The following is a 17892-nucleotide window of genomic DNA, read 5'->3' on the forward strand; positions in this document are numbered from 1 at the left end:
CTGGCCCCCTGCCCGCCCGACGTCGCGGGGATTTGCGACGTCAACGGTCCTTGAGGCTCGCCAGCGTCGGGGGCTGCCACAGACCGGCCGCCACGACGACGAGCGAGGCGACGGCGAACGCCAGGGCGCCGCCGCGGACCGCCAGGTCCACGGCGAGCGGCGCGGGCACCCCGAGTGCCGTCACCGCCGTCGTCGCCGCCAGGCTCGTGCCCCACACCGTCCCGAGGAGGGCGATCCCGAGCCCCTCGACCCAGCGCACGAGCACACCGCCGGCCCACGGCACCCCGAGCGAGGCGTAGAGCGCCGCTCGGCCGCGGCGGGTCCACGCCACGACCGCCCACACCAGCCCGACGACCGCTCCGACGGCTCCGCCGACCCAGCGGGTCACGCGATGGTCGTACGCGGAGGCCGGGTCCTGCGCGAGCGCGCCCGCCGGCAGCCGGTCGGAGACCGAGACCGGGCCGGCCGCCGTCTCGCCCAGCACCGCGGGCAGCGCGGCCCTCAGGTCGTCGCGGTACTGCGGGTCGATCCGGACGAAGCAGGCCTGTGCGTCGCCGATCGGTGCCGCCAGGACGAGGACGCCGGTCGAGGCTCCCTCGGACAGGCGGGCGAGATCGGCCACGGCCTCGACCGTGAGCACGCCGGTGGGGAGCCCGGCGGTCGACTCGCGCGGCACGAGCTGCAGGTGCGAACCCGCGGCCCACTCCCACCGGTCGGCCAGCCCGGCAGCCACGACGACGCCGTCCGGCCTCGGTGCGGGCAGGTCGAGCACGTCGAGCACGCCGTCGGTCGCCGTCACCACGGTCTGCTCCGCCGCAGGGCGTCCGACGATGCCCGCAGCGCCGGGCGCGACGGTCACGGCGGCGCTCGCCCGGACCCCGGTGGTGCCGGCGACGGCGACGCACCGCGCGGCGTCGATGCTCCCGTCGTCGCCCGCCTGGGCGACCAGCAGGTCGCCACCTGCCGCGAGGTAGCCGGACTCCGCCTCGACGACCGCGTGCGCGGCCCGGACGTCCACCAGCAGGCCGGCTGCCACGAGAACTGCGGCCAGGCCCACGAGGACGGCGCCGAGCACGCCGCTCTCGCGCAGGTTCGTCGCACCCTCGGCGAAGGACGCGCGGGCCCGCCAGGCGCCCGTCCTGCGGCTCATGCGGGCACCACGACACCGTTCTCGATCCGCACCGTCCGGTCGCAGCGCTCGGCGACCTCCGGGTCGTGGGTGACGATGACCATGCCTGCGCCTCCCGTCCCGGTCAGCAGCGCGTCGAGCACCGTGTCGGACGTCGCACGGTCGAGCTGCCCGGTGGGTTCGTCGGCGAGCACGAACGGACGTGCGGTTGCCAGGGCCCGTGCGATGACCACGCGCTGGAGCTCGCCGCCGGAGAGCAGCCGGACCTTCTCGCCGGCGCGGTCGCCGAGGCCGACGGCGTTCAGCCGTGCGGCGGCCTCGGCGCGTGCGGCAGCGCCGTCCAGGCCGCGCGTGAGCGCGCCCACCGCCACGTTGTCCAGGGCGCTCCGCTCCGGCAGCACGTTGACGGTCTGGAGCACCCACGACGTCACGTCACGGACCGGGCGCGGGGCGCCGTCGCCCTCGTCCTCGACGCGGACGGTCCCGGACGTCGGGCGCACGAGACCGCCGAGGACCGACAGCAGCGTGGACTTCCCCGAGCCCGACGGGCCGAGGATGGCCACCGTCCTGCCGTGGTCCACGTGCAGGCTCGCGCCGGTGAGCACGTCCTGGCGCGCACGCGGGTAACGCACCGTGACCTCGGAGGCTACGAGCCGCACGGGTGTGCCAGGTCGACGCGTCCCGGGTTGGTGAGCACCTCGTCGAGCTCGAGGTCGGACGGCAGCTGCGCGGACCCGACGCCTCCGCCGACAGGCGTCACCGCGACGGGTCGCGCGTCGGGCGACCCGTACAGGCAGACCGTGCCGTCCGCGCCCTGCACGAGCGCGGACGCCGGGACCACGGCGACCGGGCGGGCCTCGACAGCGCTCACCCGGGCGACACCCTCGGTGCCGGGTGCCAGCGCTTCGCTCACCGCGGCGACGTCCGCTGCGGACTCGACGGCGCCGGACCCCGGCACGTAGGGCACCTCGACGTCGGCGACGGCCAGGGTTGCGCCGCCGGTGAAGTCACCGAGCCCCGCGACGCCGCCCTGCGGCTCCGTGACGGTGACCGCGTCCGGCCGGGCCGGTCCGCGGGCGACCGCCGTGCCCGGCGCGGTCGACGCGCCTGCGGTCGTCAGGACCTCGTGCACCGTGAGCGGGTCCGGCCCGACCCACACGACCGTCGCGGGATCGAACGCCGGCACCCGGCGGCCCAGCCCGGCATCGGTGTTGAACTTCTCCACGGCCCGGCGCAGGCCGGCGCCGAACGTGCCGTCGGGCGCACCGTCGTAGTACCCGAGGGTCGCCAGGTGCTCCTGCAGGCGGACGACGTCCGGTCCTGTGTCGCCGGCGGACAACGCGCGCCACAACGGGGCGTCCGCCACCATGGCGCGGATCGGCCGGTCGTCGACCCGGAGGACCTCGGCGCCTGCGTCGAGCACCGCTCCGACCGTCGGCGGCGTCGTGACGGTGCCCTGGCCGGTCACGGTGAGCTCGAAGCCCGGGGCCTCGCCGAGCGCGACGGACACCGATGCCTCCGCGCGGACGTCCTCCCGCGCCACGGGCACGACCACGGCGGCGACAGGGGCGGCGGCGGCGGTCCTGTTCTCGGCGGCCGCGACCAGCCACCAGCCGGTGAGGACAACCACGGGTAGCACCAGGAGCACGGTCAGGACGAGCCACGGTGCGGCCGACCCGTCATCGCCCCGGCGTCGACGCATCCGTCCCCCTGTCGTCGCGATCCGCAGGCCGTCATCGGCGTGCAGCGGGCTGACACTAGCGCCCATGACACGCGTGGTGCCAGGGCCGACGGGCTCATTGACCCACCAGCGTGGGAGCGCTACCGTTCCCGCGTCTCGGGGGGCGGGACGCCCGCAACGATGCGGCAGCCTCGCGAGGGCAGGGGGAGATCGATGAAGAAGACTCTCGCAGGTGGCTGTGCCTTGCTCGTTGCCGCGGGCATGGCAGTGACGACCGCGGCCCCGGCCTCGGCCGCGTCGTGCATCGTGTCCGCCTACCGCTCGTACTCGTCCGACTATGCACGGACGACGGACGCCTCGGGTGGGTGCTCCGTCGTGCGGGTCGGCCACTACTTCTCGCCCGCGGGCATCAGCTCGACGATCTACACGGGGACGTTCTCGTCGTCCGGCGATGCCGTCCAGACGGGGAGTGCGGCCGAGCTGACCTCCTCGAACCACTCCGGCTCGTGAGGAAGCGCGTCGCCACGGGGGTGGTGCTGGTGCTGTCCCTCGTGGCGGCGTGCGGGTCGCCCGCGCAGCCCGAGACCGAGACGGTCGACGACGCGTTCGCGGGGATCGTGGCCGAGGCGGAGGCCGCGGGCGCGGACGAGGAGCAGCTCGACGCGCTGGCGGACGGGGTCGTGACCTACGACGAGTACGAGACGTCGATGCAGCGGGCGTTCGCCTGCATGCGTGACCAGGGCTTCACCGTGACCGTGAACGGCACGAAGGAGAGCCGCGGCGTCACGCTGCTCGACTTCCAGGTCGCCGGCACGACGGCGGCGACGGACCTCGCCACGGACGCCGGGCGTGCGCTCATGGAGGACTGCACCGAGCGCCACAGCGCGGCCGTCGACACCTCGTGGCAGGCGCTCAGCCCCGACGCCGTCGCGTTCAACGACCGCCTCGAGGCCGCGCTCGCGCCACCGCTCCTCGAGTGCCTGCGGGGCTACGACGTCGACGTGCCCGACGACGCGACGATGCACGAGCTCGTCCTGCACTCCCAGGACCTCCTCGTCCGGGACGAGTCGAAGGACTGCCTCACAGACGTCGGGTACTTCACGTGGAACGGCTGAGGCGCGGTGCGGCTGCCGGGGTCGCGCTGCTGCTGCTCACGGCGTGCACGACGTCCGTCTCCGTCCCGACGCTCGCCGACGTCGGGGCCGGCGACCTCGCGGGGCAGAACGGGGCGGCGCTCGACAGCCGGTGCGCGACGCTGCCGCTGCCGGAGACGACGGTCCTCACCGACTGCGCCGAGGCCGGACCCGGGTCGGGCTCCTTCGAGATCGACGTCCAGCCCGGTGCGTACACGCTCGTGCTGCTGTGCGACGGTCCGACCGCATACGTGCTCGGGCTGGGCGATCTGCCTGTCGAGCCGCCGGCCGCCGACGTCGAGGTGCCCTGCGCGCAGGGTCCGGACCCCGCCGTCGCCCACGCGTTCACCGTGGACGAGGCCGGGCAGGTCACGGTGCGCGGCTCGGCCGAGGGCTCCGGGTACTACGCCGCGATCCTCGTCGGTCCGGACCACGCCCCCGCCTGACCGACTGCGGCTCCCGCGGCCCGGGTCCCGCCGAGACCGCGGACGCGGCACGGCGGGCCCGTCGGGTCAGCTGCGGGTCGTGACCGTGAACGTGCCGGTGCGCTGCTCGCCCGGCTCCAGGACGAAGACGCCGGTGCCGGGCACGCCCGCCTCGTGCAGGGCGAAGCCGTCGTTGACGTTCGTCACCGGCTCGACCGCGAAGTAGCAGCGCTTGCGGGGTGCGTAGATCACCAGGTGGCTGAACGTCTCGTCGGGCTGGATCTCGACGACCACGCCGTCCTCGGGGTACGTGACGCGCACCGGCCGGCCGGGCTCGAGGTCGGTCAGCACGTCGTCGACGAACGCGTTGCCCAGCAGCCGCGGCATGCGGAAGTCCGCGCGCGCGGGCACGCGGCCGGCCGGGCCGTCGGGGATCGCCCGGTGCAGCCGGTACCCGGCCCGGGCCGGGACCTCCAGCAGCGGGCCGGCGCTCAGCGGGTACTCCGCGACCGGAGCCTGCACGGGCAGCAGGGCCCGGCGCAGGTACGGGTGGTGGCCGAACCCCGCGGGGAACGGCTCGCGGTCCGCGTTCTCGACCGTCGTCGTCACCGCCATCGTCGGGCCGTCGACGGCGTAGGTGATGCGGGCCCGGAACCGCCACGGGAAGTTCGAGCCCACCCACGCGCCCGAGTCGTGCACGAGGCTCACGTGCGACGGGCCGAGGTCGTCGATCTCCCACGTGGCCTGGCACACGGCGCCGTGGATGGCGGTGCCGTCGGCCGCGTTGCGCTGCAGCTGCCACGACCGCCCGCCGAAGCGCAGCACGCCGTCGCGCACGCGGTTCGACCACGGGATCATCGGGAAGCTCGCGCAGCGCTCCGGGTCGCCCAGCGCGGTGCGCCGGGTCGGGCGCAGCAGGTCGCGCCACACCCCGTCGGCGGTGCGGACACGCCCCGCGGACAGCGCGGCGCCGCTGCTGGGCACCACGTCGAGCTCCCACGCCGACGAGCGCAGCGTCAGCACGTGCGGCGCACCCTCGTCGGGCGCGTCGGGGTACGTCCGCGGCCCGGAGATCGCGGACGCCAGCGGCCCCGACGTCGCCGCCGCGCGCGAGCGCGACGGCGACGTCAGGATCTCGACAGGTTCTACGGTGGTCATCTCTCGCCCCCTGCGGTCAGCTGAGCGCGAGCGCTCAGAGCGTGACCTCGACGCGCACCGTGGACCCTGCCGGCGCGTACGGGACGACGTTCCCCTCGACCGCCGCCCCGTCCACGACCAGGCGCCCGCGCGCACCGCGGGCACCCGAGTTCGTCACGGAGATCTCGTACGTGGCCCCGCGGGCCACGCGCGTCACCGTGAAGGTGGGAACCTCCGGGCCGATCTGCGGGTCGACGACCAGGCCGTCGTACCCGGGTCGCACGCCCAGGAGGTGCTGCGACACGGCGACGAAGTTCCACGCCGCCGTGCCCGTGAGCCAGGAGTTCTTCGCCTCGCCCGCGCGCGGCGCCTGCTTGCCCGCGATCATCTGCGCGTACACGTACGGCTCGAGCCGGTGCACGTCGGAGATGTCCTCGCGGTAGGCGGGCGTGATCCGCTTGTAGTAGTCGAACGCGCGGTCGCCGCGGCCGAGCACCGTCTCGCCGATGATCACCCACGGGTTGTTGTGGCAGAAGATGCCACCGTTCTCCTTGTACCCGGGCGGGTAGGTGGAGACCTCGCCGAGCTCGATCTTGTACGTCGTGTAGGCGGGGTACTGCAGCACCATGCCGTGCGGCGTGCCGAGCATCTCGCCGACGGAGTCCAGCGCGCGGACCGCCGGTGCGTCGGTGTCGTCGGGGCCGGAGCCCACGCCGACGCCCGCCATCACGGCGAAGCCCTGCGGCTCGATCCAAATCTTGCCCTCGTCGTGCTCGTCGGTGCCGATCTTGTTGCCGTAGAAGTCGTACGCGCGCAGGAACCAGTCGCCGTCCCACGCGTGCGTGAGGATCGCCTCGCGCATCGCCTCGACCGCCGCCCGCGCCTCGGCGGCGACGTCCGTCAGCCCCCGCCGCTCGGCCAGCTCGGCGTACTCCGCGCCGTAGAGCACGAACTGCGCGGCGATGAACACCGACTCCGCGACCCCGCCGGCCTGGTTCTCCGTGGTCTGGAACGACTCGCCCGGCTCGGAGGAGAAGCAGTTGAGGTTGAGGCAGTCGTTCCAGTCGGCGCGGCCGATCAGCGGCAGGCCGTGCGGGCCGAGGTGGTCGACCGTGAACCGGAACGAGCGCGTCAGGTGCTCGAACAGCGGCTCGGCCAGCGACTCGTCGTTGTCGAACGGCACCTGCTCGTCGAGGATCGAGAAGTCGCCCGACTCCTTGATGTACGCCGCCGTGCCCGCGATCAGCCACAGCGGGTCGTCGTTGAAGCCCGAGCCGATGTCGTTGTTCCCACGCTTGGTCAGCGGCTGGTACTGGTGGTACGCCGACCCGTCCGGGAACTGCGTCGCGGCGATGTCGAGGATCCGCTCGCGCGCCCGCTCGGGGATCAGGTGCACGAAGCCCAGCAGGTCCTGGTTCGAGTCGCGGAAGCCCATCCCGCGCCCGATGCCCGTCTCGAAGAACGACGCCGAGCGGGACATGTTGAACGTGACCATGCACTGGTACTGGTTCCAGATGTTGACCATCCGGTCGAGCTTCTCGTCGCCCGAGCGCACCGAGTACGTCGAGAGCAGGTCCGTCCAGTACGTGCGCAGCGCCTCGAACGCGTCGTCCGCCTGCGCGGGCGTCGCGAACCGGCCCAGCAGCGCGTGCGCCCGCTCCTTGTTGACGACCTGGTGCGCGTCGTCCGCCCACTTGGCGTCCTGCGGGTTCTCCAGGTAGCCGAGCACGTACACCAGCTCGCGGGACTCGCCCGGGGCCAGCGTGACCTTCACCGAGTGCGAGCCGATCGGGTACCAGCCCGACGCGACCGAGTCGCCCGAGACGCCCGAGCGCGGGACCGCGGCCTCGCCGAGCCCGTTGTACGGGCCGACGAACGTGTCGCGGTCCGTGTCGAAGCCGTCGGCGCGCGTGCTCACGCCGAACACGGCGTAGTGGTCGCGGCGCTCGCGGTACTCGGTCTTGTGGTAGATCGCCGACCCGTGGGGGCCGTCCTGCTCGACCTCGACCTCGCCGATCGAGAGGTTGCGCTGGTAGTTCGTCTGGTCGTCCTGGGCGTTCCACAGGCAGAACTCGACGAACGAGAACAGCGTGACCGTCTTGGCCGCGTCGGACGTGTTGGTGACGGTCACCTTCTGCACCTCGGCGTCCTCGCCGAGCGGCACGAAGAACAGCGTCGAGACGCGCAGCCCGCCGCGCTCGCCGGTGATGCGCGAGTAGCCCAGGCCGTGCCGGGTCTCGAAGTGGTCGAGGTCGGCCTTGACCGGCAGCCACGACGGCGTCCACACGTCGCCCTCGTCGTGCACGTACAGGTACCGGCCGCCCGCGTCGGCGGGGATGTTGTTGTAGCGGTAGCGCGTGAGGCGACGCATCTTGGCGTCGCGGTAGAACGAGTACCCGCCGGCCTGGTGGGAGAGCAGCGAGAAGAACCGCTCCGACCCCAGGTAGTTGATCCAGGGGTACGGGGTGTGCGGCGTCGTGATGACGTACTCACGCGCCGTGTCGTCGAAGTGCCCGAACCGCATCGCTTGCCTCTCGCCGTGCTCGTGGGCAGCGGGCCGCGGTGGGCGTCGTCCCGGCCGGCGGGAGGTGCGCCCAGGTCTGTCGGCAACGCTGCTCGGTACCTGGTCGTCGTGCTCGTCAGAGCGGTGCGTGGTCGTTGCGAGAGCGCTCCCACGCGGCCACGGTCGACAGCATAGCCGGACCGGTCGCCCGTCCGGAACCGCCCGACACCTTTCACCGTGCACCCGGTGCGACCGTCCCGTCGGTCCGTCCGTCCCGGCCATCGGCCTCGCCCCGCTCCCGGCCGCACTACCGTTGCCCCCGTGCTGCTCTCCGACCGTGACATCCGCGCCGAGCTCGAGCAGGGCCGGGTGCGGCTCGACCCCTACGAGCCCGCGATGCTCCAGCCGTCGAGCATCGACGTGCGCCTCGACCGGTTCTTCCGGCTGTTCGACAACCACAAGTACCCGGTCATCGACCCCGCGCAGGAGCAGCCCGACCTCACGCGCCTCGTCGAGGCCGAGCCCGGCGAGCCGTTCGTGCTGCACCCCGGCGAGTTCGTCCTCGGCGCGACCTTCGAGCAGGTCACGCTCCCCGACGACGTCGCCGCACGGCTCGAGGGCAAGTCCTCGCTCGGACGGCTCGGGCTGCTGACGCACTCCACCGCCGGGTTCATCGACCCCGGGTTCTCCGGCCACGTCACGCTCGAGCTGTCGAACGTCGCGACCCTGCCCATCCTGCTGTGGCCCGGCATGAAGATCGGCCAGCTCTGCTTCTTCCGGCTGTCCTCGCCCGCCGAGAACCCGTACGGCTCCGCCGCCTACGGCTCGCGGTACCAGGGGCAGCGCGGCCCCACCGCCTCCCGGTCGTGGCAGGGCTTCGTCCGGACGGAGGTCTGACCGTGGCCGAGCCCTCCACCGAGACGCTGCCGCCGCTGCCCGTCGGCGACGCGACGCTGCGCGACAAGCACCTGCTCGGCCTGCCCGCCGGGGTCGAGCACTACGAGGTCGAGGTGCTCGCCGCCAGCCGCTTCCGCAACGTGCGCTGGGAGGTCACCGGCGCCGAGGCCGCGACCCGCACCGGCCTCGTGCCCGCCGTCACGGCCGCGCTCGGCATCCGCGCCGTCAAGGCGTCCGCGCGCGCCCTGCGGCTCGGCCGAGCCGCCACGCTCGTCGGCCCCTGGGCGACCACCGCCGAGGACGCCGTCGCCGTCGGCCTGCCCGCGTCGACGACGGTCGTGTGGGTGCTGGACTGCCCCGTCGAGCGCGGCGAGAAGCCCTGGCCCGGCGGCGACCGCGACGGCCTCAAGCGGGCCTTCCCCGACGGCATGCCCGTGCGCGGCGAGGAGCGGTACCTGCAGTGGCTCGTCGCCGTCGCCCGCCGCCTGCGCGGCGCGATCCGCACCTCCACCGGCGCCGTCCTCACCCCCGACCCCGACGCGGCCACCGACCTCACCGTCCTGGCCGACCACTGGGTCGAGCCCGCCGAGGTCCTCGAGGTCGTCCAGCGCGTGCACGCCGGGGCCTACCTGTCCGAGCCGGACGCCGACGGCTGGCGCGGCCCGAGCAGCGGCGTCGGGCGCGACTCCCAGGGCGCGGTCGGCGGATCGCCCGAGGCCGGCGGGTCCGGGCTGCGTGCCGCCCTCGAGCAGCACGGCGTCGCCGACGAGGACGAGCGCCGCCGCCTGTACGCCGAGGCCGCCGCCTTCGACGAGCACATGCTCCAGAACCCTCCGCCGTCCGAGGGGTTCGGCGTCCTCGTCGACCTCGGCGTCGACGGGATCCTCGCGGTCGAGGTCGCCGCCGCCGAGCCGCAGCTGCTGCCGCCGCTGATCGCCGAGCTGCCGTGGGCCGCGGACGGCGTCGTCGCCTACCGCGTCCGGTGGGAGCCGTTCTCGATCGAGGAGATCGAGGCCGAGAAGCCGTCGTTCGAGCACCGGGTCGCGCGCGCGCGGTCCGCGCCGAAGATCCAGGCCATCGCGAAGGCCGTGCACGGGCTCGTGGGCGGCGAGATCGCCGACGAGGCGGACTTCCTGGTCCACCCCGACGACCTCTGAGCGCCGGGTCAGGCGCCCCGCTCCAGATGCCGGGCCGGCCGACCGCGGGTAGGAACGACGCATGGGAGATCTCGTGCGGTCCGCCGCCCTCGGCCTGGCCACCGGCGGCCGCTCGTCCGTCGCGTTCGCCGTCCCGGTCGTCGTCGCGACCCGCGGACGGGACGACGCACCGTCGCGGGCCCTGCGGGCGCTCGCCCGCGCCGCGGTGCTCGGCGAGGTCGTGACCGACAAGCTCCCCGTGACGCCCAGCCGGCTGGGCTCCCCGCAGCTCGCGGTGCGGCTCCTCGCCGGCGCCGCCGGTGCGCTCGCGCTCGCGGTCGTCGAGAGGCGAGGGCCGGCTGCCGTCGTGGGCGCACCCGTGGTCGGTGCGCTCGGGGCCTTCGTCGGGTCGGTGGTCGGGGCGTCGTGGCGCGAGCAGGCCGCCGCGTCCGGCGTCGCCGCCCTGCAGCCCGACCTGCGGGCCGCCCTGGTCGAGGACGCCGTCGTGCTCGCCACGGCCGCCGCGCTCACCGCCTGAACCGCCCCGCCGGGGACGCCCCGGCACGCCGACGGTCCCGCGGGCGGGCCGCTCGTCGCCCGCACCCGACGCCCGCCGGAGGACGCATGGACCTGGGGATCACCGGCCGCACCGCGCTCGTCACCGGAGGGGACTCCGGGATCGGCTGGCACACCGCGCGGCTCCTGCTCGACGAGGGGGTGCGCGTCGTGCTCACCGACCAGGACCCGCAGGCCCTGGCCGAGGCCGCCGACCGGCTGGGTGCCGGCGCGGACGCGCTGACCGCCCGCGCGGCGGACCTGACGCGGCCCGCGGACGTCGACGCGCTCGTCGCGCACGCCCGCGCCACGCTCGGCGACCCGACCGTGCTCGTGCACGCCGCGGGCGTCACGGGGGCGCAGGGGCTGTTCCACGAGATCGACGACGAGGGCTGGCAGCAGACCCTCGAGGTCGACCTGCTCGCGGCCGTGCGCGTGGTCCGCGCGTTCCTGCCCGCCATGCGCGCCGCCGGCTGGGGGCGGGTGGTGCTGCTGGCGTCCGAGGACGCCGTCCAGCCGTACCCCGACGAGCTGCCGTACTGCGCGGCCAAGGCCGGCGTCCTCGCGCTGTCCAAGGGGCTGTCGGCCACGTACTCCGGCGAGGGGGTGCTGACCAACGCGGTCTCGCCGGCCTTCGTCGAGACCCCGATGACCGACGCGATGATGGAGAAGCGGGCGGCCGAGCGGGGCACCGACCTCGACGAGGCCGTGCGCAGCTTCCTCGCCGAGGAGCGCCCGCACATGGAGCTCGGGCGGCGCGGCCGGCCCGAGGAGGTCGCCGCCGTGATCGGGTTCCTCTGCTCCGAGCGTGCGTCGTTCGTCACCGGGTCCAACTACCGGGTCGACGCCGGCTCGGTCGCCACGATCTGAGCCGGGCCCGGCCGTGGGGCGGCTGCCGGTGCCCTACGGTCGGGGGGTGCCCTGGCAGACCGTCTCCTCGCGCGTCGTCTACGAGAACCCGTGGATCACGGTCCGGGAGGACGCGACCACGACGCCCGACGGCCGCCCCGGCGTGTACGGCGTGGTCGAGCTGCGGCCGTCGGTGTTCGTCGTCGCCCTGACGGACGACGACGAGGTGGTGCTGGTGACCGTGGACCGCTACACGACCGGTCCGGGGTCGCTGGAGGTGCCCGCCGGCGGCACCGACGGCCAGGACCCCCTCGTCGCCGCGCAGCGCGAGCTCGCCGAGGAGGCCGGGCTCACGGCGCGGGAGTGGACGGCCGTCGGCACGACCGAGGCGCTCAACGGCATCGCCCGCGCGGTCGAGCACGTGTTCGTCGCGCGGGGTCTGGAGCCGGTCGGCGACGTCGCCGCGACCGCGCACGAGCAGGGCGTCGAGGGGATCACCGCGGTCCGCACGGTGCCGTTCGGGGAGGTCCTCGCCATGGTCCGGGACGGCCGGGTCCGCGACGGCGAGACGGTCGCCGCGCTCGCCCTCGCGGCCCTGCACCTGGGCCGGCTGGCCTGAGCGGGACCCGCGGGGACGACCCGGTCAGACCCGCTGGGCCCGCTCCAGGCGGGCGTAGCGACCGTCGGCGGCCATGAGCTCGTCGTGGCTGCCGACCTCGACGACGCGCCCGTGGTCGAGCACCACGATGCGGTCGGCGCCGCGGATCGTCGAGAGGCGGTGCGCGACGACCAGCGTGGTGCGGCCCCGCATGAGCCGGGCCAGGGCGTCGCGGACGAGGGCCTCGGACTCCGGGTCCAGCGCCGAGGTGGCCTCGTCGAGCAGCAGCACGCGCGGGTCGCGGACCAGCGCGCGGGCGATCGCGAGCCGCTGGCGCTGGCCGCCCGACAGGCGCGCCCCGCGCTCGCCGACCACGGTGTGCCACCCGTCGGGCAGGTCGTCGACGATCTGCGCGGCGTTGGCGTCCTCCAGCGCGGCGCGCACGCGCGCGTCCGGCACGTCGCCGAGCCCGTAGGTCACGTTGTCGCGGATCGACCCCTCGAACAGCACGGACTCCTGCGGCACCACGGACACGTGCCGGCGGTACGTGCGCAGGTCGAGCGTCGCCGCGTCGACGCCGTCGAGCAGCACCCGCCCGGACGTGGGGCGCAGGAACCCGAGCGCCAGGTTGAGCAGCGTGGACTTGCCCGACCCGGACGGCCCGACGAACGCCACCGTCTCGCCCGGGCGCACGTCGAGGTCGACGCCGTCGAGAGCGTCGGCGTCCGCGTCGGCGTAGCGCACGTGCACGCCGTCGAGCACCAGGCGGCCCTCGACCGCGGTCACGTGGGCCTTGCCCTCGTTCTCCTCCAGGTCGGGCTCGGTGAGCACCTCGGCCACCGACCGGACCGACTCCAGGCCCTTGGCGGCCACGGGCAGGAGCATGAGCAGCGCCGTGACGCCGCCGGTGATGAGCGTGAAGTTCGACGACAGCAGCACCACCTGGCCGGCGGTCACCGGGAACCAGCCGCTGACGGACGCGGTGGCCGCGAGCACGAGGCACGCCACGCCGAGCAGCTGCAGGCCGACCCACGAGAGCGACGCGAACCGGCCGTTGAGCACGTCGAGCTCGTACCCGGAGGTCCGCACGCCCTCGGCGCCCTCGGCGACCCGGTCGCGCGCGGTCTCCTCCAGGCCGTGCGCGCGGGTGATCGGCATGAGCGTGGCCATCTCGCCCACGCGGGCGGAGAACCGCTCGACCTGCCGGCGGAAGTCCTCGTTGCGGGCGCGCGAGCGGCGCGCCAGGGCGTGCCGCAGCAGCACGGCCAGCGGGATGGTCAGCGCGTACACGGGCAGGAACTGCGGCACGGACGTCGCGGTGGTCACGACCGCGCCGACCACGACCATCGTGGACGACAGCAGCGGGTGCGTGACCTGCTGGAGCATGAGCTCGACGTTCTCGACGTCGCGGACCACCTTGGTCTGCACGATCGAGGACGACACGCGCTGGTGGAAGCCGATCGACAGGCTCTGGAGGCGCGCCGCCAGGGCGTTGCGCAGGTCGGCGCCGATCTGCCGCACGGCGCCCATGTAGAGCTTGGTGTAGGCCACGTGGTTCGGGTAGTTCTGCGCGAGCGCGACGAGCGCGATCCCCGCCCACAGCCACAGCTCGCGCAGCGGCCCGCCGGCGACGACCACGTCGATGACCCGTGCCGTGATCAGCGGCATGAGCCACAGCGGCGTGTCCTTGAGCGCGAAGAACCCGACAGCTGCGGCCACGCGGCGCCGGTGCATGCCGAGCAGCCGCAGGACCGAGCGCAGCGGGTGCTGCCCGTCGACGTCGACGGACCGGCACCGGGGGGAGGAGGTCACCCGTCCATCCTTGCCCGCGCGCACCGACGGAGGGAAGGCGCTTGCCAAGTTCACCCACCCGGTCCTCCGTCGTGGTGCGGCCGTCCGCCGACGCCTGGCCGCGGGCCGACGGGTGTGCGAGCCTGGGGGAGAGCGAGGCGCTGGACCGCCCGCTCCCGGACGAGCGGCGCCGTACCCGGAGTGCGACAAGACGGCGACCTGCGGAGGTCTGCCATGTCCTGGCTCGTGCTCGTCCTGTCCGGTGTCCTCGAGGCCGTCTGGGCCACCGCCCTCGGCCGCTCGGAGGGCTTCACCCGCCTGGCCCCGACGGTCGTGTTCGGCGTCGCGCTGATCGGCAGCATGGGCGGCCTCGCGTGGGCGATGCGCGAGCTGCCCACCGGCACCGCGTACGCCGTGTGGGTCGGCGTCGGTGCGTCGCTGACCGTCGCCTGGGCCATGCTCACCGGCGCCGAGCCCGCGAGCCTGGTCAAGGTGCTGCTGATCCTCGGGATCGTCGGCTGCGTCGTCGGACTCAAGCTCGCGCACTGAGCGCTCTTGCGGCCCGGCAGCACGACGGCGCCGCGACCCGTGGGGGTCGCGGCGCCGTCGGTGCGGGTGTCAGACGCGGAAGCGGCTGACGACGGTGGCGAGCTCGGCGGCCATGGAGGCGAGCTCGTTGACGCCCTGCTGCGACTGCGACACGTTGCTCGTGGTGGTGCCGGCGGCCTGGGCGACGCCGGAGATGTTCGCGGCGATCTCGCCGGAGCCGGAGGCGGCCTCGGTGGCGGAGCGGGAGATCTCCTGGGTCGTGGCGGTCTGCTCCTCGACGGCCGAGGCGATGGTCTGCTGGTAGCCGCTGATCGAGGCGATGATGCCGGAGATGCCGGCGATGGCCTCGACGGCGCCGTCGGTGTCGGCCTGGATGGCCTCGACGCGGCGGGAGATGTCGTCGGTGGCGCGGGCGGTCTCCTGGGCGAGCTCCTTGACCTCGCCGGCGACGACCGCGAAGCCCTTGCCGGCCTCGCCGGCGCGGGCGGCCTCGATGGTCGCGTTCAGGGCCAGCAGGTTCGTCTGCTCGGCGATCGAGGTGATGAGCTTGACGACGTTGCTGATCTCGCGGCTGGAGTCGCCCAGGCGCTGGATGGTCGAGGTGCTGGTCTCGGCGGCCTCGACGCCCTCCTGGGCGACGCGGGCGGCCTCGCCGGCGTTCTGGGCGATCTCGCGGATCGAGGCGCCCATCTGCTCGCTGGCTGCGGCGACGGTCTGCACGCTGCGCGAGACCTGCTCGGCGGCGGCCGAGACGACACCGGCCTGGGCGGCGGTCTCCTCGGCGCCGGCGGCGATCTGCTGCGTGTTCGCGGACAGCTGCTCCGAGGCCCCGGCGACGGAGCCGGACGACGACTCGATCGTCGCGATCACGCCACGCAGGTTGACCACGGCCGCGTCGAGCGCGCTGCCCATCTGCCCGAGCTCGTCGCGCGAGGTCAGGCCGGAGGTGACGGTGAGGTCGTTGCGCTCGAGCGCGTCGGCCACCCGGCGCACGTCGGCGACGCTGCGGACGATGCCACGGGCCACGAACCACGCCAGCGCGATCGCCGCGACGAGACCCACCACGAGCACGACGATGAACGTGGTCCGGTTCGACGCGTACGCGGCCTGCGAGGCCGCGACCGAGGCGCTCGCCTGCGCGGTCTCGCTCTCCACGAGGCTCGTCGTGGCGGCGGCCATCGCCTCGATGAAGGGGCCGGACTGCGTGTCGCGCGCCTCGATCCACTCGGCGTACGCGTTCCGCTCGCTGATCGGGTAGAGGACGTCGTCGCGGACCTGCGCGTAACCGTCGAGGGCGGCGAGGAACTCCTCGACGACCGTGGTCTCCTCGGGGGTCGGGCCGAGCGCGAGGTAGCCGGCCGCCGCGTCGCGCACCGCCTGCTCGTGCTCGGAGACGTTCGCGGCCTGCTCGCTCATCGCGGCCTCGTCGGCGGCGAGCGCGTGGTTGGTCACCGACAGCCGCATCTTGGCCGCGCCGCTGTCCATCTGCTCGGCGAACCGCACCCCGGCGAGGCTCTGCTCGTACATGGACTGCGTCGCCGCGGACGACGAGGAGAGGCCGCTCAGGCCCAGCAGGCCGACGACCAGGGCGACGACGGCGGCGACGCCGACGGCCGCGAGGATCTTGACGTTGACGCTGACGTCGGCGAAGCGGAACCTGCGCGGCGCGGCGGACGTGGGGGCGACGATGCTCATGTGTGGGCTCCGGGTGCGGGCGGCCCGGGACGGGTCGCGTCCTCCGTCCTCTCGGCCGCCCGGCGCCGTCGATGAGGCGCGGCGCCCGGATTCACCCGGTTCAGGACGGGCGTCCAGGTCGGGTCACCCAGGTCGGCTCACCTGCGGAACGTGCCCACCAGCGCCGAGAGCTCGACGGACATCGCGGCCAGCGCGCTGACGCCCTCCTGCGACTGCGCCACGCTCATCGTCGTGGTGGCCGACGCCTCGGCGACACCGGCGATGTTCGCGGCGATCTCGCTCGACCCCGTGGCGACCTCGGCGGTGGACCGGGAGATCTCCTGCGTCGTGGCGGTCTGCTCCTCGACGGCCGACGCGATGGTCTGCTGGTAGGCGCTGATCGAGGCGATGACCTCGGAGATGTGCTCGACGGCGTCGACGGCCTCCTGCGTGTCGCCCTGGATGGTCTCGACACGGCGCGAGATGTCCTCGGTGGCGCGGGCGGTCTCCTGCGCGAGCTCCTTGACCTCGCCGGCGACGACCGCGAAGCCCTTGCCGGCCTCCCCGGCGCGCGCGGCCTCGATGGTCGCGTTGAGGGCCAGCAGGTTCGTCTGCTCGGCGATCTGCGTGATGAGCTTGACGACGTTGCCGATCTCGCGGCTGGAGTCGCCCAGGCGCGAGATGGTGGTCGTGCTGGTGGCGGCAGCCTGCACGGCCTCCTCGGCGACGCGGGCCGCCTCGCCGGCGTTCTGCGCGATCTCGCGGATCGACAGGCCCATCTCCTCGCTCGCGGAGGCGACGGTCTGCACGCCGCGCGACACCTGCTCGGCCGCGGCGGAGACGACCTCGGCCTGCACGGAGGTCTCCTCCGCACCGGCGGCGATCTGCTGGGTCGCGGCCGCGAGCTCCTCGGACGCGCTGGCCACGGACGTCGCGGACTCGTCGATCGTGCCGACGACGCCCCGCAGGGTGGCGACGGCGGAGTCCAGGGCGGTGCCCATGCGGCCGACCTCGTCGCGCTGGGTCAGGCCCGCGGTGACGGTGAGGTCGCTGCGCTCCAGCGCCGCGCAGACGTCCTGCACGCGGCGCAGGCTGCCGACGATCTGCCGCGCGACGACGACGCCCACGCCGACGGCGGCGGCGATGCCGAGCGCGAGCAGCGCGAGGAACACGGCGCGGTCGGTGCGGTACTCGTCGTCGGCCTCCACGACCGCGACGTCCGCGTCGGTGCGTGCTGCCTCGGAGAGCTCGTCGAGCGTGGTCTCCATCTGCTCGGCGAGGGGCTGGGCCTGATCGTTCCGCGCCGCCATCCACTCGTCGTACGCGTTGACCGCGCCGAGCGGGACGAGCACCTCGTCGCGGACCTGGTCGTAGGCGTCGAGGGAGGCGAGGACCTCCGCGAGCGACGCGGCCTCGGAGGCGTCCGCCAGCTCGGCGTACTCGTCGGCGTAGCTGCGCAGGGAGGCCTCGGCCTCGGCGACGGCCTCGAGGCTGGCGGCCATCTCCTCGTCGGTCTGCGAGAGCGCGTGGTCCGCGACGGCCAGGCGCATCTCCAGGAGGGCGACCTCCATGAGCAGCGAGTCGTGCACGGCCTCCAGGTCGTGCTCGGCGATCGCGTGGGTGCGCTCGGCCGAGTCGTGCAGGCCCTGCAGCCCGAGCGCACCGACGCCGATCGCGACGGCGGCGGCGACGCCGACGGCGGTGAGGACCTTCGTCTGCACGCCGAGGTCGGCGAACCGGCGGCGGCCGGCGGCCGTGGTCGCGGGTGTCGTCATGAGAGGGCTCCTGGGCGTGCGTCGTGGGACCGGTATGTCTGGACGGTCGTCCGGCTGGTG

The 17892-nt window shown here is 74.3% G+C and carries 17 protein-coding genes and 1 riboswitch; of the genes, 9 read left to right on the forward strand and 8 right to left on the reverse strand.

The window, feature by feature from the left end; all coding sequences use genetic code 11:
- Positions 1-40: 40 nt before the first annotated feature.
- Genes FBY24_RS07815 through FBY24_RS19225 form a run of 3 tightly spaced genes read right to left on the reverse strand, consistent with a single transcriptional unit; the run spans position 41 to position 2759 of the window.
- Positions 41-1150: a hypothetical protein gene (locus tag FBY24_RS07815; RefSeq protein WP_142159530.1), complete on the reverse strand. Its 1110-nt coding sequence runs from the start codon at positions 1148-1150 to the stop codon at positions 41-43.
- Positions 1147-1761: an ABC transporter ATP-binding protein gene (locus tag FBY24_RS07820; protein WP_222117218.1), complete on the reverse strand. Its 615-nt coding sequence runs from the start codon at positions 1759-1761 to the stop codon at positions 1147-1149. Before FBY24_RS07820 ends, FBY24_RS07815 begins: the two co-directional genes overlap by 4 nt.
- A 14-nt stretch (positions 1762-1775) precedes the next feature.
- Positions 1776-2759: a peptidoglycan-binding protein gene (locus tag FBY24_RS19225; RefSeq protein WP_142159534.1), complete on the reverse strand. Its 984-nt coding sequence runs from the start codon at positions 2757-2759 to the stop codon at positions 1776-1778.
- Between the two features lie 312 nt (positions 2760-3071).
- Between FBY24_RS19225 and FBY24_RS07830 the strand changes: the two genes are divergently transcribed.
- The 3 genes from FBY24_RS07830 to FBY24_RS07840 are packed head-to-tail and all read left to right on the forward strand — an operon-like array spanning position 3072 to position 4389.
- Positions 3072-3320, forward strand: a complete 249-nt coding sequence (locus FBY24_RS07830) for a hypothetical protein (RefSeq protein WP_142159537.1) — start codon at positions 3072-3074, stop codon at positions 3318-3320.
- Positions 3317-3925, forward strand: a complete 609-nt coding sequence (locus tag FBY24_RS07835) for a hypothetical protein (protein ID WP_142159539.1) — start codon at positions 3317-3319, stop codon at positions 3923-3925. Before FBY24_RS07830 ends, FBY24_RS07835 begins: the two co-directional genes overlap by 4 nt.
- Positions 3913-4389, forward strand: a complete 477-nt coding sequence (locus FBY24_RS07840; protein ID WP_142159541.1) for a hypothetical protein — start codon at positions 3913-3915, stop codon at positions 4387-4389. Before FBY24_RS07835 ends, FBY24_RS07840 begins: the two co-directional genes overlap by 13 nt.
- 66 nt (positions 4390-4455) lie before the next feature.
- Here the strand turns inward: FBY24_RS07840 and FBY24_RS07845 are convergent, their stop codons facing one another.
- Both FBY24_RS07845 and FBY24_RS07850 read right to left on the reverse strand, forming a co-directional pair.
- Positions 4456-5526 carry an aldose 1-epimerase gene (locus tag FBY24_RS07845; protein ID WP_142159543.1) on the reverse strand — a complete coding sequence of 357 codons (1071 nt, stop codon included), beginning with the start codon at positions 5524-5526 and terminating at the stop codon, positions 4456-4458.
- A 34-nt stretch (positions 5527-5560) separates the two neighbouring features.
- Positions 5561-8029: a GH36-type glycosyl hydrolase domain-containing protein gene (locus FBY24_RS07850; protein ID WP_142159545.1), complete on the reverse strand. Its 2469-nt coding sequence runs from the start codon at positions 8027-8029 to the stop codon at positions 5561-5563.
- A 300-nt stretch (positions 8030-8329) separates the two neighbouring features.
- Here FBY24_RS07850 and dcd point away from each other — a divergent pair, with 300 nt between their 5' ends.
- The 5 genes from dcd (at position 8330) to FBY24_RS07875 (ending at position 12064) form a co-directional block, all read left to right on the forward strand.
- Positions 8330-8905: a dCTP deaminase gene (gene dcd / locus FBY24_RS07855; RefSeq protein WP_142159547.1), complete on the forward strand. Its 576-nt coding sequence runs from the start codon at positions 8330-8332 to the stop codon at positions 8903-8905.
- A 2-nt stretch (positions 8906-8907) separates the two neighbouring features.
- Complete coding sequence (locus tag FBY24_RS07860; protein ID WP_142159549.1) at positions 8908-10062, forward strand: hypothetical protein; 1155 nt, start codon at positions 8908-8910, stop codon at positions 10060-10062.
- Positions 10063-10123: 61 nt separating this feature from the next.
- Positions 10124-10579 carry a hypothetical protein gene (locus FBY24_RS07865; RefSeq protein ID WP_142159551.1) on the forward strand — a complete coding sequence of 152 codons (456 nt, stop codon included), beginning with the start codon at positions 10124-10126 and terminating at the stop codon, positions 10577-10579.
- Positions 10580-10665: 86 nt separating this feature from the next.
- On the forward strand, positions 10666-11466 hold the full coding sequence (locus FBY24_RS07870) for an SDR family NAD(P)-dependent oxidoreductase (RefSeq protein WP_142159552.1): 801 nt from the start codon (positions 10666-10668) through the stop codon (positions 11464-11466).
- Positions 11467-11512: 46 nt separating this feature from the next.
- Positions 11513-12064: an NUDIX domain-containing protein gene (locus tag FBY24_RS07875; protein WP_142159554.1), complete on the forward strand. Its 552-nt coding sequence runs from the start codon at positions 11513-11515 to the stop codon at positions 12062-12064.
- A 24-nt stretch (positions 12065-12088) separates the two neighbouring features.
- Here FBY24_RS07875 and FBY24_RS07880 read toward each other — a convergent pair whose 3' ends face one another.
- On the reverse strand, positions 12089-13855 hold the full coding sequence (locus FBY24_RS07880) for an ABC transporter ATP-binding protein (RefSeq protein ID WP_255432290.1): 1767 nt from the start codon (positions 13853-13855) through the stop codon (positions 12089-12091).
- A 134-nt stretch (positions 13856-13989) separates the two neighbouring features.
- Positions 13990-14055, forward strand: a riboswitch (guanidine-III (ykkC-III) riboswitch).
- 13 nt (positions 14056-14068) lie between these two features.
- Here FBY24_RS07880 and FBY24_RS07885 point away from each other — a divergent pair.
- Positions 14069-14383 carry a multidrug efflux SMR transporter gene (locus tag FBY24_RS07885; RefSeq protein ID WP_140457992.1) on the forward strand — a complete coding sequence of 105 codons (315 nt, stop codon included), beginning with the start codon at positions 14069-14071 and terminating at the stop codon, positions 14381-14383.
- A gap of 69 nt (positions 14384-14452) precedes the next feature.
- On the opposite strand, the gene FBY24_RS07890 is transcribed toward FBY24_RS07885, so the two are convergent.
- Positions 14453-16078, reverse strand: a complete 1626-nt coding sequence (locus FBY24_RS07890; protein ID WP_142159556.1) for a methyl-accepting chemotaxis protein — start codon at positions 16076-16078, stop codon at positions 14453-14455.
- A gap of 137 nt (positions 16079-16215) precedes the next feature.
- Positions 16216-17832, reverse strand: a complete 1617-nt coding sequence (locus FBY24_RS07895) for a methyl-accepting chemotaxis protein (RefSeq protein ID WP_142159558.1) — start codon at positions 17830-17832, stop codon at positions 16216-16218.
- Positions 17833-17892: the final 60 nt, after the last annotated feature.

Origin of the sequence: Cellulomonas sp. SLBN-39, from assembly GCF_006715865.1 — a bacterium.
Taxonomy (GTDB): Bacteria; Actinomycetota; Actinomycetes; order Actinomycetales; family Cellulomonadaceae; genus Cellulomonas.

Excerpts from the sequence above, each read along its gene's own strand:
- FBY24_RS07815 (WP_142159530.1), bottom strand. The coding sequence starts at position 1,150 with ATGAGCCGCAGGACGGGCGCCTGGCGGGCCCGCGCGTCCTTCGCCGAG.
- FBY24_RS07830 (WP_142159537.1), top strand. The coding sequence starts at position 3,072 with ATGGCAGTGACGACCGCGGCCCCGGCCTCGGCCGCGTCGTGCATCGTG.
- FBY24_RS07845 (WP_142159543.1), bottom strand. The coding sequence starts at position 5,526 with ATGACCACCGTAGAACCTGTCGAGATCCTGACGTCGCCGTCGCGCTCG.
- FBY24_RS07850 (WP_142159545.1), bottom strand. The coding sequence starts at position 8,029 with ATGCGGTTCGGGCACTTCGACGACACGGCGCGTGAGTACGTCATCACG.
- FBY24_RS07865 (WP_142159551.1), top strand. The coding sequence starts at position 10,124 with ATGGGAGATCTCGTGCGGTCCGCCGCCCTCGGCCTGGCCACCGGCGGC.
- FBY24_RS07870 (WP_142159552.1), top strand. The coding sequence starts at position 10,666 with ATGGACCTGGGGATCACCGGCCGCACCGCGCTCGTCACCGGAGGGGAC.
- FBY24_RS07885 (WP_140457992.1), top strand. The coding sequence starts at position 14,069 with ATGTCCTGGCTCGTGCTCGTCCTGTCCGGTGTCCTCGAGGCCGTCTGG.
- FBY24_RS07890 (WP_142159556.1), bottom strand. The coding sequence starts at position 16,078 with ATGAGCATCGTCGCCCCCACGTCCGCCGCGCCGCGCAGGTTCCGCTTC.
- FBY24_RS07895 (WP_142159558.1), bottom strand. The coding sequence starts at position 17,832 with ATGACGACACCCGCGACCACGGCCGCCGGCCGCCGCCGGTTCGCCGAC.